This is a genomic window from Anaeroglomus insulsum (genome assembly GCF_050689095.1).
GTDB lineage: Bacteria > Planctomycetota > Phycisphaerae > Sedimentisphaerales > Anaerohalosphaeraceae > Anaeroglomus > Anaeroglomus insulsum.
In genome coordinates, this window is sequence record NZ_JBOGCL010000014.1 from 23,384 (window position 1) to 40,864 (window position 17,481).

A 17,481-nucleotide genomic window follows, 5' to 3' on the forward strand; every position below is an offset into this window, starting at 1 on the left:
CTGCATTATTGAGTATGACTGAAAACATCAACACCCTGCATGCGGATCGCACCCTCATCCGGCCAGTCATTCTGGTCGATGAGTGGATCCTACGCTATTACGGTAGCTGCGTGCGGCGGATTCTGGTCGGACTGACCGGTTCGGCATATGGCGCGGTTCTGGTGGGACCGGAAGGCCAGGATACCCACAACGTGCTCTATCCATCGGTGGAGTTTGTCCGCTATCCTGAATTTCAACTGAAATTGCTCAATTTCAAGAACCGCCAAATTCTGCTCGATAAACTGGCCCGCTTTAAACCTACTCTGCTGCATTGTTTCTGGCCTTGCGATGGCCATCTGGCGCAATATCTCTGCCGGGGACTGAATATCCCGACCGTAACTACGCTATTTGAATCACCGTCGCGGACGGCTCTGGGCCAGATTCCCCGTAATAGTGTTCTGGCTGCCTCATCAGACCCTATTTACGGCAGTCTGATGACAGGCCCCGTACAACCTACCCGGGTTATCCATATTCCTCTGGGCACCTTTGTGGAGGATGATACCGCCTGTTTTGCCGTCCCGGGCCAGATGCCCAGCATCGTCATCTGCGAATCGCTCAACCAGGTCCTGGATTTTGAGCCGCTGCTCAATGCCGTCCGCCACCTGCTGGCCGACGGATTCGACCTGTCGGTGGGTATTATGGGCGAAGGCCCTGCTGAACGTCCCATTCGCAAACGAGTCCGGGAACTGGGACTGACGTCAACCGTCACGATTGTCCCCCCGCTGCGTCCGGTTCGCCCCGTATTTCAGGGAATGGATATCTTCATTCATATCAAAGACCGCAAACGCTGCAACCTGGCCCTGATGGAAGCCATGAGTGTCGGCCTGGCCGTCGGTGGATGCATGGATACCATGACCGGCCTGCTCCAGCATGAAAAAACAGGCCTGGTCTTTGACCCCTCCGACCCGATGAGCACCTATGCCGGCCTCAAACACCTGCTGTCGTTTCCGGAACAGGCCCGCAGCCTCGCCGAACAGGCACGCCTCTATCTGCGTACCCGCCATAGCGTCAGCGGCATGGTCGAAGGTTATCTGAAAGCCTACCACATGGCACTCCAGGGCGGACAATAGGCACCCCTTCTTCTGCCGCACGCAGAAAGTAACATCGTTGATATGGCTCTTTCCTGCTATGAAAAACCAGGTGGTGTAGGGATAGCATTTTTATTCTTTTTTGCCGGTAGAGACTGTCTGCTTTTATGAAGGAAAAAAACTCAGACCCAATTTGCAAAAACAAACCCGGTCGATGTAACGATGCTGGAATATCACTTGATCCGCAGGGGAGCTGATTCAGGGATGGACATTTTTCAATGCTTTGCAAGAAGACTGGTATCATCCTGTGGCTAACAGTAAAGGGCGACTCACTGCACCCGGCGCGATTCGAACGCACGACCTACGGTTTAGGAAACCGTTGCTCTATCCTACTGAGCTACGGGTGCTTAATGTGAAGTGTATTATTTTTGGTTAATTTTGCAAGCTTTTTGGCCTGATTCTGCTGCTAAATCGGATGAATATCCTGCAAAATGCTCATTGCAACTCCCTTAATCAGCGATTCTTCGCCGCACCGAGCCGCCATGATACGAATATCCCTCCAGGGTGAATCATAAACAAGCTTGTTCATTGCCAGACGGATACTCTCAGCAAAATAGCCGGTACATTGACGACAGACATAACCTGCAAGGATAATCGTATCCGGATCAAAGGTATTGATTGCAGCTGCGGCGGCACGATTTAAATGTTCTGCGACATAATCTCGCAGCTGCAGAGCATATTTATCTTGCTTTTCGATCGCCTTTCCCCACAAGTCTATCACATCCTCCGGCATCTCAGAGGGCTGTTTGGCCAGCCAATCCGACAGGATGGATTGAGCACCATTGCGGACATCTTTTCGTATTTTATCCGCCAGGATTGGTCCTGATATCAGAGATTCCAGACACCCTTTATGCCCACACCCACAAACAGGCCCATCGGGGTCGTATATAATGTGACCAATTTCCCCGCAGCGCCCTGTTGCGCCGGTCATCAGCTTGCCATCCAGGTATACATTGGCTCCGACACCATTTGCGATATTGATATACAAGATATTGCGAGATTGCAATTCCGGTTCTTGAGCGATTTCAGCCATCAGCCGAACACGAGTTCCATAGATTAACACCTTGTTTTTCAGACGTAATTCCAGCATCTCCTTTAATGGAACCTGCTTCCAGCCCAAGGGGCTGGATAGCTGAACAGTCCCCTGGGGCGACACAGAACCGCTCAAGGTAACCCCAATTCCCAGGATTTTATCCCAATCCCCATTTGTTTTGTTGAAAATTGACGGAAATTGCCGCTCAATCGTATCCAATACATAATCCACAGTATGACTGGCAGCAAGTTGAAGTTTGCTTTTTACCAACAGCCCTGCTGTGAAATCAAACACTCCGATATGAATATAACTGGGATTGATTTCGATACCTGCGACGTATCGCGCAGAGGGATTGATTTTCAGTAAAATAGGTTTTGGTCCGCGTTTGTCACTATGCCCCTGTGTTTCGATGACAAGCCCCTTGTCACGCAATCGTGATACAATGCTGCTGGCTGTCGAACTGCCCAGAGCAATCATACGGCAAAGCTGGGTTTGTGATAATTCACCATGCTCTCGTAACAGAGATAGAATCAGCCGTTCATTTCGCTGGCCAGCAAGTTTGGAATCAATTGGAGTATTTTTCATGATCGTGGACCCTGATACTCGTTTTAAACTCACAATATTTCAGATTATTGTAATTTTCAAGAATTTTATATCAAGTATTAGAAATTCTATTATATCTATATTTATATAAAAGGATTCATCAGTTTGATGTCACCGGATAGGGAATAGCCATACGATAAATAGCGTCTTTCTTACTTGCATTTGTACCTTGTTGCGGTAGAATAATCTCAAGTCGTGGAGAATTAATGACGCAATTCGGAGCAATTGTATCTTGTTCCATCAAATATAGCGAGACGAAGTTCTAAAATTAAGGATATCCAAATGAGTGATTTATTCAGTGTAAAAGATAAATGTGTTGTTATCACTGGCGGAGCGGGTGTGCTGTGCGGTGGGATTGCTGAAGACCTGGCCAGTGCTGGGGCAAAGGTCTGTATTGCTGATTATGATGACAAACGGGCCAATCAGGTGGCCCAGAAAATTACCGCCCAGGGCGGCTTTGCCCTGCCAATCAAAATCAATGTGCTGGACAAAAATGAGGTTGCCGATGCCTTTCAATGTGCCCTTGACAGTATGGGCCGGATTGACGTCTTGATCAACGGAGCCGGCGGGAATAAGAAAGAGGCTACCACCTCCGATACGCTGAAGTTTTTTGATATGCCGGCCGAGGCGATGAAGGCTGTGATTGATCTGAATTTTATGGGTACGCTACTGCCCTCGCAGGTTTTTGGAAGGTATTTTGCCCAGCAGAAAAAGGGCATCATCCTGAATATTTCCAGCATGAATGCCTTTCGGCCACTGACTAAGATTTGCGGCTACTCGGCGGCAAAAGCTGCGGTCAGTAATTTTACACAGTGGCTGGCAGTCCATTTATGCCAGAATTATTCAACCGATATCCGGGTGAATGCCATTGCGCCGGGGTTTTTCCTGACCGAACAAAACCGCTTCCTGCTGACCGATGAGACAACCGGCCAATTGACCCCCCGCGGCAAGACCATTCTGGATCATACTCCGATGGGCCGATTCGGCAATCCCGACGAACTGTATGGTGCTGTCCGTTGGCTGATCAGTGATGCATCTCGATTCGTAACCGGTATTGTTGTACCGATTGATGGCGGATTCAGCGCCTTCAGCGGTGTTTAACTGTATTATTGTTGCGCAGCCCTGTTAAAGAAGATAAAATATGCTGTATTATGCACGCGGAAGCGAAACAGACCAACTCAATAGTCAAGATCTCCAGCAAGGTCTTTATGAGGCCTTGCATAAACTGGGACCAAAACGCAAAATATTGGCAGTCCCGCCGGATGGCACACGATTTTATTCCCGAGCCGGGGATCTGACCCGGCTGGCCTGGCAGTATTACGGCGACAAAATGACCGATATTCTGCCGGCGCTGGGTACCCATTTTGCCATGACCGAAGCCGAAATCAAGCGGATGTTTGGGGATATTCCTCTGACGCTGTTCCGCAAACACGACTGGCGTAATGATATCGTCACCCTGGGACAGGTGCCCGCTGAATTCGTCAAACAAGTCAGCGAAGGAAAGCTGGATTTTCCCTGGCCGGCACAGGTCAATCGTCTGCTGGTCGAGGGGGGATTCGATTTGATTTTATCGCCAGGGCAGGTTGTTCCGCACGAAGTCATCGGGATGGCCAATTATAATAAAAACATTTTTGTTGGTACCGGCGGCTCGGAAGGAATCAATAAGAGCCATTTTCTGGGCGCTGTCTATGGCATGGAACGCATTATGGGCCGGGCCGACACACCGGTTCGCCGGGTGCTCAATTATGCTTCCGACCACTTTGCCAAACATCTTCCGATTGTTTACATCCAGACCGTCGTTGAAGCCACTGGTACAGGGCCGATTGTTCGAGGGTTATTTATCGGGGACGATGTTGAATGTTTTAACCGGGCTGCAGCCCTGTCGCTGAAAGTCAATTTTCAGATGCTGGACGAGCCGCTTAAAAAAGTCGTCGTTTATCTGGATCCGCATGAATTCAAGAGCACCTGGCTGGGCAACAAAAGCATCTATCGTACCCGAATGGCCATGGCCGACGGCGGTGAACTGATCGTCCTGGCTCCCGGCCTCAAGGAATTCGGTGAAGACCCGGAAATCGACCGGCTGATTCGCAAATACGGCTATGTTGGCACGGACCGGGTCTTGACACTGACACGCGAAAACGCCGATTTACAGAACAATCTCAGTGCTGCGGCACATCTGATTCATGGCTCCTCGGAAGGCCGATTCAGCATCACTTATTGCCCGGGTCAGATTACCCAAACGGAAATCGAATCGGTCAATTTCCGTTACGCGAACTTAAACGATATGCTGAAAAAATATAATCCCGAACAGATGAAAAATGGATATAATACCATCCACGGAGAAACGGTTTTCTATATTTCCAACCCCGGCATGGGATTGTGGTCATGGAAAAACCGATTTACAAATACCCAAGGGGTATGATTACTCCGCAAGGGCTCAGGCCGTGTTATGCCGCGCGCATTCACGGGGTTATGTTGCCCCAGGCAGTCGCGGTGATACCGCTGCAGGCAGAAGCTGGCGTCCGCAGGCTCTTGAGCCGCGACGAAACAGAAAGTATTAAGCAGAATCAGTATAATCAACAATAATCCTTATTTCAGGAGTGATACCATGTCAAAAGCAGATATCGCAGTCGTGGGACTGGCCGTGATGGGTGAAAACCTCATCCTGAACATGGAAAGCAAGGGCTTCACAGTGGCCTGTTTCAATCGTACCGTTTCCAAAGTAGATGATTTTATCAATGGCCGAGCCAAAGGCAAAAATATCATCGGATGCAAATCTATCGAAGAGCTGGTGGCCAATCTCAAACGCCCCCGCAAAATCATGCTGATGGTCAAGGCCGGAGCGGCGGTGGATGAGTTTATCGATCTGATTTTACCCCATCTGGAAAACGGGGATATCATCATCGACGGCGGCAACAGCCACTTCCCCGACACCACCCGTCGCACGCAGTATGTGGAAAGCAAAGGCAAACTGTATATCGGTACCGGCGTCTCCGGCGGCGAAGAAGGTGCCCTGCTTGGCCCCTCAATTATGCCAGGCGGTTCGGCTGCGGCATGGACTTACGTCAAGCCCATCTTTCAGAAAATCTGCGCCAAAACCGACAAGGGTGAACCCTGTTGTGACTGGGTTGGCGAAAATGGTGCCGGACATTTTGTCAAGATGGTGCACAACGGTATTGAATACGGCGATATGCAGATGATTTGCGAAACCTACCAGATGATGCGGCAGGGTCTGGGGATGACCAATGCCCAGATGCATGAAGTCTTTGCTGAGTGGAACAAGGGCGAACTGGGATCTTATCTTATTGAAATTACCCGAGATATCCTTGGCCACAAGGATGAGACGGGCCACTACACCGTCGATACGATCCTGGACACGGCAGGCCAAAAAGGCACCGGCAAGTGGACCGTCCTTGCGGCTCTCGACAGCGGTCAGCCGCTGACACTGATCGCCGAGGCGGTATTTGCCCGCTGTCTGTCAGCCATGAAAGACGAACGCGTTGCCGCGGCTAAAGTCCTCAATGGCCCCAAAGAAAAATTCCTCGGCGACAAGACCACTTTTATCAATGACCTGCGTCAGGCCCTGTATGCCTCCAAGATTGTCAGCTATGCCCAGGGATATCAACTGATGCGTGCTGCGGCAGTCGAATACAAATGGAATTTAAACTACGGCGGCATTGCCCTGATGTGGCGCGGCGGCTGCATCATTCGTTCCGTCTTCCTGGGCAAAATCAAGGAGGCGTTTGACCGCAATCCGAACTTGACTAATCTCCTGCTGGATCCCTTCTTCAAAGAGGCGGTGGAAAAGGCCCAGTCCAGTTGGCGCCGGGTGGTTACTGAAGCGGTCCGGATGGGAATTGCCATACCTGCCATCAGTTCGGCACTGTCCTACTATGACGGATATCGCAGTGCGGTCCTGCCGGCCAATCTGCTGCAGGCCCAGCGCGATTATTTCGGCGCCCACACCTATGAACGCACGGACAAGCCCAGAGGTCAGTTTTTCCATACCAATTGGACCGGTCGCGGCGGGAATACGGCAGCGTCAACCTATTCTGTCTAAATGGAACTCGACAAGGCCCCGGAGTGCGGGGCCTTTTATTTATTTCTTTTAGAGGTCGAATAGCCCATTGCGGAGCATAACCATGATCTATATGCATGACAATTTTCTGCTGCACAATAAAACGGCAGAATACCTGTATCACGAACACGCCGTGAAAATGCCCATTTACGATTATCATTGCCACTTGCCCGCGGCCCAAATTGCTGAAGACAAGCGATTCGAGAATCTGACGGCAATCTGGCTGGCCGGAGATCACTATAAATGGCGTGCGATGCGCACCAATGGGATTGATGAAAAATATATCACCGGCAATGCCTGCGATTTTGAAAAATTTCAAAAATGGGCTGAAACTGTACCTTACTGCCTCCGCAATCCGCTGTATCACTGGACCCATCTGGAGCTGAAAAAACCCTTCGGTATCACCGATAAAGTCCTGAATCCAGACACCGCCAAAATCATCTATGACACCTGCGGCGAGAAGCTTCAGACCGCTGCATTCAGCGTCCGCAATATTATGCGAAGCTGGAATGTCAAGCTGGTCTGCACCACCGAAGACCCCACTGATACGCTCGATTATCATCAGGCCATCCGCAAAAGCGGTTTTGAAATCGCCGTGCACACCGCATGGCGGCCTGATAAGGCTATGTCGGTGGACAATCCTGTCCTGTTCAATGCCTGGACGGATAAACTGGCGGCCTTAACGGACACCAACATCAAAGACTTTGACAGCTTCCTGTCGGCAATTCGCAAGCGGCAGGAATACTTCCATGCCAATGGCTGCCGCCTGTCCGATCACGGCCTCGATCAAATATACGTCTCTGACTATACCGAAACAGAGATCAGGAATATCTTTATCAAAGTCCGCAGCGGGCACTCTGTTTCTGCTCATCAGGTGGAGCTGTTCAAATCCGCTATGCTGTATGAATTATGCCTGATGAATGCCGAAAAAGGCTGGGTCCAGCAGTTCCACTTGGGCGTTCTTCGCAATAACAACAGCCGGATGTTTGCCAAACTTGGGCCAGATACCGGCTTCGATTCCATCGGCGATTTTAACCTGGCTGCCCCGATGGTCAAGCTCTTCGACCGGCTCGACAGGCACGGCAATCTGTGCAAAACTATCCTGTATAACATTAACCCCAAGGATAATGAGGTCATGGCCACCATGCTGGGCAATTTCCAGGATGGCTCCTGTCCCGGCAAGATGCAGTATGGATCGGGCTGGTGGTTCCTTGACCAAATGGATGGCATGATCAAGCAGATGAATGCCTTGTCCAATCTGGGATTATTAAGCCGTTTTGTGGGGATGCTGACAGATTCTCGCAGTTTTCTGTCTTATTCGCGGCATGAATATTTCCGACGAATCCTGTGCAATCTTCTGGGAGATGAAGTCGAAAAAGGATTCTGGCCCAACGACAAAAAATGGCTCGGCCAAATTGTCGAGAATATCTGTTATCATAACGCCCGGCATTACTTTGATATGACTCTGCCGGGCGTTTGAGGAGTGTCTTAACGTCTTTGTTGATTATTTTTCGTGGGCAATCAGATCGTCATAGGTCTGACGGCGACGAATGACGGTGTACTGATCCCCATCCACCAGCACTTCGGGCAGCAGTGGGCGAGCATTGTAATTACTGCTCATGGTATAACCGTAAGCTCCGGCCGTGAAGATCGAAATCAAATCCCCGCGCTTCACCGCAGGCAGCGGACGTTCTTTGGCGAAGAAATCAGCCCCCTCACAAATTGGACCGACAATATCCACTTGTTCGCATCCTTCCGGATTAAGATACCGGAATTTCTTCGGGGGTACCAGAGAAGGATCCACCTGTGCAGGCCAGATAAAATGGAAGGCATCATACAGCGGCGGACGAATCAGGTCATTCATGCCCGCATCCACAATGACAAATTTCTTTTTGCCGCCCTGCTTCAGATACAACACCCGCGTCAGCAAAATGGCGGAATTGGCAGCAATGCTGGCTCCCGGTTCAAGAATGAGTCTTAGTCCTTTATCCTTAATCAGAGGAACAATTACGCTGGCATAATCACTGGCAGAAGGTGCAGTTGAGGTTTCATAATCGGCACCATAGCCCCCTCCCATATCCAGCGCCTCGATGGTAAACCCATCCGCCCGCAGTTCGTCAATCAATTTGACCGTCTTCTGCAACGCCTCGGCATAGGGCTGCACGGATTTGCCGGCAGAACCCAGATGCACGTGTACCGCACAAAGCTGGACAGTACCATTCTTGCCATATTTGTTGAAAACCTGGCGGGCCCGTTCAATATCCACACCAAACTTGGACTCTTTCTTGCCGGTGGTGGTATAAGTATGGGTACGGGGGTCCACATCGGGATTGATCCGTAAGGCGGCCTTGGGAGATTTGCCAAGGTTGCGGGAAATCGCAATCAGATTTTCCAGTTCAGCTTCAGATTCGATATTGAAATAACCAATCGGAGCATTCAGGGCTTCGATGATTTCCTTGTCGGTTTTACCAACGCCTGCATAGACAATTTTCGTCGTATCAACCCCGGTTTGCTTGGCCCTGAATAATTCCCCGCCGCTGACAATATCAAAACCGCTGCCGGCCTCCGCCAGCACTTTAAGGATATGAATATTCGAACAGGCTTTGATGGAATAGCATATCAGCGTATCCAGACCCGAAAAGGCATCCTTAATTCGATTAAAATGGTTCAGAAAGGTCGCCTTGCTGTAAATATACACCGGCGTACCGACGACTTCGGCGATTTTTTCAACAGCCACGTTTTCTGCGTACAATTTACCTTGTTTATATCCGAAATAATCCATAAATAATCCTTTAATTGGTCCATCTTGATAGAATGGGGTAGTATACCGCATTTCTCATCGGAGGCAAGTCCCCAGTCGACTAAAGTCTTGATTCCTGTCAAGAAAAGGCTGTAACAGAATATCAATTCAGGTATAATTTATTTTTTGAATGAGACTTGAACAATGTGATTATTCAATTACAAGACAATAATACTCCACTATGAAGACAAAGATCAAAGACCAGATTGAGCAGCTCCGCGCAACGCTTCGCCGGCACGATTATTTGTATTATGTCTTGAACCAGCCAGAGATTTCCGACCAGCAGTATGACCAGTTATTTGCTGAACTGAAACAACTCGAAACCGAATATCCGGAATTGATCACGGCTGACTCCCCCACCCAGCGTGTCTCGGAACATCCCATTGAAGGCTTTGCTCAGGTTTCACACAGTGTACCAATGCTCAGTATCGATAACACCTATAGCGAACAGGAGTTGCGGGAATTTGATAAACGCATTCGCAAGGGGCTGGAGTCGGACGATTTCGAGTACGTCGTTGAATTGAAAATCGATGGACTGGCCATCAGCCTGCATTATGAATCCGGCCGGCTCGTTACGGCTGCCACGCGCGGCGATGGGCGGACGGGTGATGATGTGACGGCCAATATTCGAACTATCCGGGCCATTCCGCTGGAGCTGATGAATCCTCAACATTGCCCTGCTGTATTGGAGGTACGCGGGGAGGTCTATATGCCCAAAAAGGCCTTTTACGAACTGAATAAGGCAAAGATGGAGGCGGGCGAACCGGAGTTTGCCAACCCCCGTAATGCCGCCGCCGGTTCCCTGAAGCTGCTGGATGCCCGAATTACCGCAACGCGCAAGCTGTCGTTTTTTGCGTATTCGCTGGGCAAGGTCAGTACTCCGCTGGCACAAACCCACTGGGATTCACTCGAACAATTGAAGACCTTTGGCCTGCCAACGAATCCCCATGCCTCAAAAGCCAACAATATCGACGAGGTCATACGGATTTGCAACTCCTGGGCAGATAAAAAAGACAAACTGGACTATGCAGTGGATGGCATGGTCATCAAGCTGAACCGCTATGACCAGCAGGATATACTGGGCATGACCGGCCGCAGTCCGCGATGGTGTATTGCTTATAAATTTCCTGCCGAGCAGGCAGAAACAATTGTGGAATCCATTGAGGTTCAGGTTGGCAAGACTGGCACGCTCACTCCGGTAGCCAACCTGAAACCCGTCAAACTGGCCGGAACGACAGTGAAACGGGCCAGTCTGCATAACTTCGATATGCTAAGCAGACTGGATGTCCGCTGCGGCGACACCGTCATTATTGAAAAAGCCGGCGAAATAATTCCGCAAGTGGTGTCTGTCAAACACAAACAGCGGAACTTGTTCGACAGCAAACCGTTTGCAACCCCCACACACTGCCCTGCCTGCGGACAACCCGTTCGGAAAGATGACAATGGCGTTTTTATCCGCTGCGTCAATGCTCAATGTCCCGCCATCCTGAAAGAACGGCTGATTTATTTTGCCGGCAAAGGGCAGATGGATATTGACAATCTCGGCCCTGCACTCATTGAACAGCTGGTCGATAAAAAGCTGGTCAGAACCTTTGCCGACCTATACAGACTCACGTTCGGACAACTGGTACAGATGGAACGCATAGGTGATAAAAGCGCAGCCAACGTGATGGAAAGCATTGAACAAAGCAAAACCCGACCATTATGGCGGGTGATTGCCTCGCTGGGTATTCGTAATATCGGCGGCCAGACAGCTCAGATTCTGGCGGATGAATTCGGGTCCCTGGATGCTCTGATGAAAGCGGATGTCCAACGGTTACAGTCCATCGAGCAGATTGGTCCGATTGTCGCTCAGAGTGTGTACGATTATCTCCATGATCCGGACAATATTCAGGCGATTCGCGATATGCTGGACGCCGGTGTCCAGCCTGCTGCCACAGCAAAGAAAGCCAGCGATAAGCTCAAAGGCCAGACTGTTGTGGTCACGGGTACGCTGAAACACTATTCGCGTCAATCCATCGAACAAACCATCAAAGACCATGGGGGGAAAACGTCAGGTTCGGTCAGTAAAAAAACCTCGTTTGTGCTCGCAGGCGAAAATGCCGGCAGCAAACTGGACAAAGCCCGCCAACTGGGCATCGAAATCATCGACGAAGACGAATTTCAGAGGCGAATCCAATGACCACACCCCGGCACATGGAATATATGCGGCGTGCCCTTGAGCTGGCAGCACAGGGAATCGGCTCGGTGGAACCCAATCCCGCCGTCGGCTGTGTGATTGTCAAAGACGGGCGGATCATCGGGCAGGGGTTCCATCAGCGTTTCGGCGGACCTCATGCAGAAATCAACGCCCTGGCAGATTGCCGCAATCGTGGGCTTGACCCGACAGGGGCCACAGTCTATGTCACGCTGGAACCCTGCTGCCACACCGGCAAGACCGGTCCCTGTACCAGAGCCTTAATAGAAGCCCAGGTCGGTGCTGTTGTTGCAGCGGTTCAGGATCCTTCGGATAAAGTCGCAGGCAAGGGGTTTGCCCAGCTGCGCCAGGCCGGAATCGATATCACGGTAGGAGTATGCGATGCTCAGGCGCGTCGTCTCAATGCCCCCTTTTTCAAACTTGCCAAAACCGGCCGCCCCTGGGTGATAGCCAAATGGGCTCAAAGTATCGACAGCAAGTTAGCCTGGCACAATCCCCCCGCCGAGGGCAACTGGATTTCCGGCCCTCAAAGCCGGCAGGACGTTCATCAGCTCCGCAAGCGATGTCAGGCCATTCTGGTCGGTGTCAATACGGTACTTGCAGATAATCCTCGCCTGACTATCCGCATTCCCGGACACGCTGTTGAACGCCCGCCGTTGCGGGTCGTGCTGGACACACATCTGAGAACTCCGCTGGACTGTCATATGACAACAACAACCGAGGCCCCGACAGTGATCGCAACCTCCGACTCTGCCATACAAACAAATCCAGAAAAAACCGCTGCTTTTCGCAAGGCGGGTGTGGAGGTCTTGCCTCTATGTCAAAGCAATCAGCATCCGGATTTATCCCACCTGCTGGCTGAACTGGGGCGGCGCGGCATTCAACAGCTTCTGGTCGAGGGCGGCCCGAAGGTCTTATCCTCTTTTTTTAGTCTGAATCTGGCCGATGAACTGTGTGTATACATCGCCCCAATGCTGCTGGGGAAGGATGGGACCGCGGACATAACCTCAGCTATGAATACATTAGCAATGCAAAAGCTTTGCGATGTAAAAATCGCCCCCGTTGAACAGGACGTCAAAATATCGGCTCTGCTGGATAATGAGTATACCAGAACAGTACTGCATCCATTCTGAGTCTCAAATACGGAAAAGGCATCTTCTATGCAAGCAATGATCAGACGAGTCTTGATTCCCATATTAATTATCAGTATGCCGATTTCGGCCATGATTGCTTATACGCTGTATTATCAAAAAGCCAAACGGCATCGTATGGAACGGACCCAACCGCACACTGCCCTGGTGTCTTTCGGCACCCAAAACTGGGAAAGCTTTCGCGGCAATCCCGCCCAGACCGGCACTTCAGAAGGCCCATTACCAGCCCGGCTATCAATCCAATGGACATTCCATGCCAAAGACGCCGTCAAGTCCACACCTGTTGTCAAAGATGGAAAAGTCGTTGTAACCTCCAGCGATAACAATATCTATTGTCTCTCATTGGACAAGGGTGAACTCATCTGGACGTTCACAGCGGGCGATGACATTGAAGCCAGTGCTCTAATCATCGACAACCGGGTCTATGTGGGTTCCCAGGACCGTACTTTGTATGCAATTGATGCCGAACGGGGGCGGCTTGTCTGGACCTGTAAAACCGGCGGCAAAATTACCGGGTCGGTTAATTATCGTACGGTCAACGGCGCAACAGAGCTTTTTGCCGGCAGTTATGACGGCCTGCTTACCTGCCTTGATGCCCAAACCGGCACAAAAAAATGGTCGTATGAAGCTCACAATTACATCAATGGCTCACCTGCCATCGACGACGGCCTGGCCGTCTTTGGTTCCTGCGATGCCAATCTGTATCTGGTTCCGCTGGACGACCCCAACAGCACCAGGACCTTTGACAGTGGGTCTTATATTGCAGCCAGTCCTGCGATTGCCAACGGCAGGATTTATGTCGGCAATTTTGACGGCCGGTTTTTCTGTGTAGATATCGAAACCGGAAAAGACGTGTGGGTCTATCAAGAGGCCAAACAGGCTTTTTTTTCCAGTCCTGCTGTGAATGGCAACTATGTCGTCGTCGGCTGTCGGGACAAAAAAGTATATTGTTTCGAGGCCATGACAGGAAAACTCCTCTGGACCTTTTTGACAGGTGATGAAGTGGACAGCAGTCCCGTTCTATGCGGCGACCAAATTCTAATCGGCAGCAGCGACGGCAAACTCTATTGCCTATCTGCTGCCGACGGCAGACTCATCTGCTCTTTTGATGCAGCCAGCGCTATCCTGTCCGGCCCCGCAGTTGCAGACAACTGCATCCTGATTGCCTGTGAAGACGGCACAGTCTATGCCCTCCAGCAGGCCAAGTAAAGAAGCCCCCGGTTTAACGCCTGAGATACAGTCCGCCGGGCAATTGTTTAATCAATCCCTTCAGCTGCAGGCTGATCATCGAAGCATGAACCTGGCCTGCCGTTAAGCCGGATTTGGCAATCACCTGTTCGGTATGCAGTGGGTCTCCATCAAAGCTGTCCAGGATTGCCTTTTCAACTGCCGATAGGGTGATCCTGGTCATATCAAATAAGGTCGCCCGGGCTTTCTGTTCGGCCTGTACCGCGGCATCAGCAACATGCTCTTTGAGTCCCTGCCCTACACAGCCCAGCGTATCGAGGATATCATCGAGTGAATCAACCAGCCGGGCCCCTTCTTTGATCAGCTTGTGACACCCGCCGGACAACGGTGAATCAATCTTGCCGGGAATAGCCATCACATCCCGGTCGTATTCAAGGGCGGCTCTGGCCGTCAGCAGAGATCCGCTGTTGTGCGGCGCTTCAACCACCAGGGTCCCCAGTGACAATGCCGCAATAATACGGTTGCGCGCCGGAAAATTTTCAGACAGCGGTTCATATTCCATCGGCAGCTCACTAACCACCGCACCGGATTCGGCAATCATCTGGGCCAGCTTGGCATTTTCAGACGGAAAAACCGTTGCCAGTCCGCAGCCTTGCACAGCCAGCGTTCGTCCTTTGGCAGACAATGCCCCCCGATGCGCAGCCGTATCTATTCCGCGGGCCAGTCCGCTGACGATGGTAAAACCGGATGATGCCAGAAGATGGGCAAATCGCGACGCCTGCTCTGAACCGTAGGCACTGCATCGACGTGAGCCGACAATCGCAACCGACAACGCATCACTGCGGTCCAGCGTCCCCCGAACATACAGGACCGGCGGCGGATCATACACACTTTTCAATGCGGCTGGATAGCGGACATCATTCCAGTGAATCAGGGTCACGCCGTGCTTGTCGGCAAGCCCGATTTCTTTGGAAACGTCATAACTCAAACGGGAGCGGGCAATTTTTTCAGCGGTCGCATGACCAATACCTTCTACCCGCATCATCTCGGACACCGAGGTCTGCAGTGCGTTTTCAACCGAACCAAACTGTTGAACCAGCCGGCCAAATAATATCGGCCCGACCCCGTCTGCATGGGTTAGCCGCAGATAATCCTCAATGCCTTCCGAATGGCATTGTCCGCCCGACCCCATATGTCTACTCCTTCTTGGAAATGGTATTTTACATGGTCAGATGCCGCTCAATAAAGCTCGTATCCACTTGATTTTTTACATATAGATTATGCGAGAGAATCTTCAGGCATGCCGGAATCGTCGTCTTGATCGGCTCAATCTTGAATTCCCGCAGTGCCCGTTTCATAGTAGCAATCGCCTCTTCGCGCGTCGGCTGATGGACAATGAGTTTACTGACCATTGAGTCATAATACGGCGAAATGACCGCATCCTGACACAAATACGTATCCACCCGCACACCGGGTCCGCCGGGAGTAAAGAACTTGGTAATTTTGCCCGGACACGGTGCAAAATTACGATCCGGGTCCTCGGCATTGATGCGGCATTCCATGGCGACGCCGGAATGCTTGATATCACGCTGACGCAAATCCAGCGGCAGTCCAGCGGCTATCTTAATCTGCCACTTGATCAAATCCTGTCCAGTCACCATTTCTGTAACCGGATGTTCCACCTGAATACGCGTATTGACTTCGATAAAATAAAAATTCTTGTCCTTATCCAGCAAAAATTCCACCGTCGCCGCATTGTAGTACTCGGCATGCTTAATCAGACGAAGAGCCGACTTGCAAAGCTCCTCCCGCGTCCGCTCATCCAGGACAGGACACGGCGACTCTTCAATTAATTTTTGATGCCGACGCTGAATGGTACAGTCGCGTTCGTAAAAATGCACTGCATTGCCGCTTTTGTCGGCCATGACCTGAACTTCAACATGCCGCGGCTCAAGGACGTATTTCTCGACATACAACGTTCCATTTTTAAAAGCTGCTTCTGCCTCCGCCTTGGCTGCCGCAAAAGCCTTGTGCAGACTGATATCATTGTGGGCCACACGCATCCCGCGTCCGCCACCGCCGGCCGCCGCCTTGATAATCACCGGATAGCCGATTTTATTGGCGATCTTGACTGCTTCCGCTTCGTTAGCTATCGGCCCATCTGAACCGGGCACCAGAGGCACACGGGCCTCCTGTGCCAACTGCTTGGCTGCAACTTTATCTCCCAGTTTCCGCATCGCCGCAGGACTAGGACCAATAAAGGTAATTCCGCATTCGTTGCAAATTTCAGCAAAATGGGCATTTTCCGCGAGAAAACCGTATCCCGGATGAATTGCATCCACATCCGCCACTTCCGCAGCACTGATAATAGCAGGAATATTGAGATAACTTTTCGCACCCGCTGCAGGCCCAATACAAATGGCTTCATCGGCCAGTTTAACATAGGATGCCTCTCGATCGGCCTCAGAATAAACCGCAACCGCTTCGATTCCCAATTCATGACAGGCACGAATAACTCGAAGCGCAATCTCACCCCGGTTGGCAATTAAAACTCGTGAAAACATATCTTGATTCCTATTATATAAGGAAGTGACTGATGCACTTAGGGTCGCACTTTGAAGAGAGCCTGGCCGTACTCGACCGCTTGCCCATCTTTACAGCAGACCTCAACAACTGTACCGTTCATCTCAGCCTTGATTTCATTCATTACCTTCATTGCTTCGATGATGCAAACAACCGTTTCCGGATTAACCTGGTCGCCAACCTTGACAAAGGGTGCTGCATCAGGACTGGGGGCCATATAAAATGTGCCAACGATGGGGGACTTGATCAGCTGGAGGCCAGAATCGACCGCTGCCGGTGCTGATGCGGCCGCGGGCGCAGGGGCTGCAGGCGGCGTAACGGGGGCAGGAGCCGGATAGGATGGCACAGGCATCGGTCCACCCATGGGTTGATATTGAATTAAACGAGCATCCGCACCGGGACGCTTTAGATGAATCCTGGAATCGCCATCAACAATCTCGATTTCGACCAGGTCATTGTCTTTCATCAGTGCGACCAGCTCTTTTACTTTCTGTAAATCCTGTTCCTGCTTTTCAGCCATGGGGGTTCTTCCTTAATTTTACATTATTCTTAGGGAGTCCATTTTCCAGCCCAAAAGTTTAGTCGGATAGTATACCCAGCCCGCTTAATAATTCAAGCATTTTATGCAAATTAGAAGGCTATAACATATCCAATTTGTCTTTATAGGAATTATGTTTTTATCTGATTATTGCTTTTTTTTCAGAAATCGCCATAATACTGT

Annotated in this window: 13 protein-coding genes and 1 tRNA gene; 8 read left to right on the top strand and 6 right to left on the bottom strand. The window is 50.8% G+C overall.

The annotated features are described in order from the left end of the window. The first annotated feature begins 14 nt into the window (after nucleotides 1-14). On the top strand, nucleotides 15-1,109 hold the full coding sequence (locus ACQ9LF_RS12045) for a glycosyltransferase family 4 protein (RefSeq protein ID WP_462489659.1): 1,095 nt from the start codon (nucleotides 15-17) through the stop codon (nucleotides 1,107-1,109). Nucleotides 1,110-1,400: 291 nt separating this feature from the next. Here the strand turns inward: ACQ9LF_RS12045 and ACQ9LF_RS12050 are convergent. Beyond that, nucleotides 1,401-1,474, bottom strand: a tRNA-Arg gene (locus ACQ9LF_RS12050). A 59-nt stretch (nucleotides 1,475-1,533) separates the two neighbouring features. Continuing rightward, nucleotides 1,534-2,745 carry an ROK family transcriptional regulator gene (locus ACQ9LF_RS12055; protein WP_462489660.1) on the bottom strand — a complete coding sequence of 404 codons (1,212 nt, stop codon included), beginning with the start codon at nucleotides 2,743-2,745 and terminating at the stop codon, nucleotides 1,534-1,536. A 300-nt stretch (nucleotides 2,746-3,045) separates the two neighbouring features. On the opposite strand from ACQ9LF_RS12055, the gene ACQ9LF_RS12060 reads away from it, so the two are divergent. The 4 genes from ACQ9LF_RS12060 (at nucleotide 3,046) to uxaC (ending at nucleotide 8,321) form a co-directional block, all read left to right on the top strand. After that, nucleotides 3,046-3,864, top strand: a complete 819-nt coding sequence (locus ACQ9LF_RS12060) for an SDR family oxidoreductase (RefSeq protein ID WP_462489661.1) — start codon at nucleotides 3,046-3,048, stop codon at nucleotides 3,862-3,864. 40 nt (nucleotides 3,865-3,904) lie between these two features. Then, nucleotides 3,905-5,185 carry a nickel-dependent putative hexonate epimerase gene (locus ACQ9LF_RS12065; RefSeq protein ID WP_462489662.1) on the top strand — a complete coding sequence of 427 codons (1,281 nt, stop codon included), beginning with the start codon at nucleotides 3,905-3,907 and terminating at the stop codon, nucleotides 5,183-5,185. 186 nt (nucleotides 5,186-5,371) lie between these two features. Continuing rightward, nucleotides 5,372-6,823, top strand: a complete 1,452-nt coding sequence (gene gnd, locus ACQ9LF_RS12070; protein WP_462489663.1) for a decarboxylating NADP(+)-dependent phosphogluconate dehydrogenase — start codon at nucleotides 5,372-5,374, stop codon at nucleotides 6,821-6,823. A gap of 82 nt (nucleotides 6,824-6,905) precedes the next feature. After that, a complete protein-coding gene (uxaC, locus tag ACQ9LF_RS12075) occupies nucleotides 6,906-8,321 on the top strand; it encodes a glucuronate isomerase (protein ID WP_462489664.1) in 1,416 nt (471 codons plus the stop codon). Between the two features lie 24 nt (nucleotides 8,322-8,345). Here uxaC and lysA read toward each other — a convergent pair whose 3' ends face one another. After that, nucleotides 8,346-9,623 carry a diaminopimelate decarboxylase gene (lysA, locus tag ACQ9LF_RS12080; RefSeq protein WP_462489665.1) on the bottom strand — a complete coding sequence of 426 codons (1,278 nt, stop codon included), beginning with the start codon at nucleotides 9,621-9,623 and terminating at the stop codon, nucleotides 8,346-8,348. A 199-nt stretch (nucleotides 9,624-9,822) separates the two neighbouring features. On the opposite strand from lysA, the gene ligA reads away from it, so the two are divergent. Genes ligA through ACQ9LF_RS12095 form a run of 3 tightly spaced genes read left to right on the top strand, consistent with a single transcriptional unit; the run spans nucleotide 9,823 to nucleotide 14,198 of the window. Next, on the top strand, nucleotides 9,823-11,823 hold the full coding sequence (ligA, locus tag ACQ9LF_RS12085) for an NAD-dependent DNA ligase LigA (protein ID WP_462489666.1): 2,001 nt from the start codon (nucleotides 9,823-9,825) through the stop codon (nucleotides 11,821-11,823). After that, nucleotides 11,820-12,971, top strand: coding sequence for a bifunctional diaminohydroxyphosphoribosylaminopyrimidine deaminase/5-amino-6-(5-phosphoribosylamino)uracil reductase RibD (gene ribD / locus ACQ9LF_RS12090; RefSeq protein ID WP_462489667.1), 1,152 nt, complete (start codon nucleotides 11,820-11,822; stop codon nucleotides 12,969-12,971). The genes ligA and ribD overlap by 4 nt, the downstream gene beginning before the upstream one ends. Nucleotides 12,972-12,998: 27 nt before the next feature. Then, nucleotides 12,999-14,198 (top strand): outer membrane protein assembly factor BamB family protein, encoded by a 1,200-nt coding sequence (locus ACQ9LF_RS12095; protein ID WP_462489668.1) that lies wholly within the window; start codon nucleotides 12,999-13,001, stop codon nucleotides 14,196-14,198. Nucleotides 14,199-14,211: 13 nt separating this feature from the next. Here ACQ9LF_RS12095 and dprA read toward each other — a convergent pair whose 3' ends face one another. From dprA to accB, 3 genes are read right to left on the bottom strand one after another with little or no spacing between them, the layout of a single operon-like run. Next, on the bottom strand, nucleotides 14,212-15,369 hold the full coding sequence (dprA, locus tag ACQ9LF_RS12100) for a DNA-processing protein DprA (RefSeq protein WP_462489669.1): 1,158 nt from the start codon (nucleotides 15,367-15,369) through the stop codon (nucleotides 14,212-14,214). Nucleotides 15,370-15,397: 28 nt separating this feature from the next. Beyond that, nucleotides 15,398-16,741: an acetyl-CoA carboxylase biotin carboxylase subunit gene (gene accC, locus ACQ9LF_RS12105; RefSeq protein ID WP_462489670.1), complete on the bottom strand. Its 1,344-nt coding sequence runs from the start codon at nucleotides 16,739-16,741 to the stop codon at nucleotides 15,398-15,400. 38 nt (nucleotides 16,742-16,779) lie between these two features. Next, nucleotides 16,780-17,280 (bottom strand): acetyl-CoA carboxylase biotin carboxyl carrier protein, encoded by a 501-nt coding sequence (accB, locus tag ACQ9LF_RS12110; protein ID WP_462489671.1) that lies wholly within the window; start codon nucleotides 17,278-17,280, stop codon nucleotides 16,780-16,782. Between the last annotated feature and the right edge of the window lie 201 nt (nucleotides 17,281-17,481).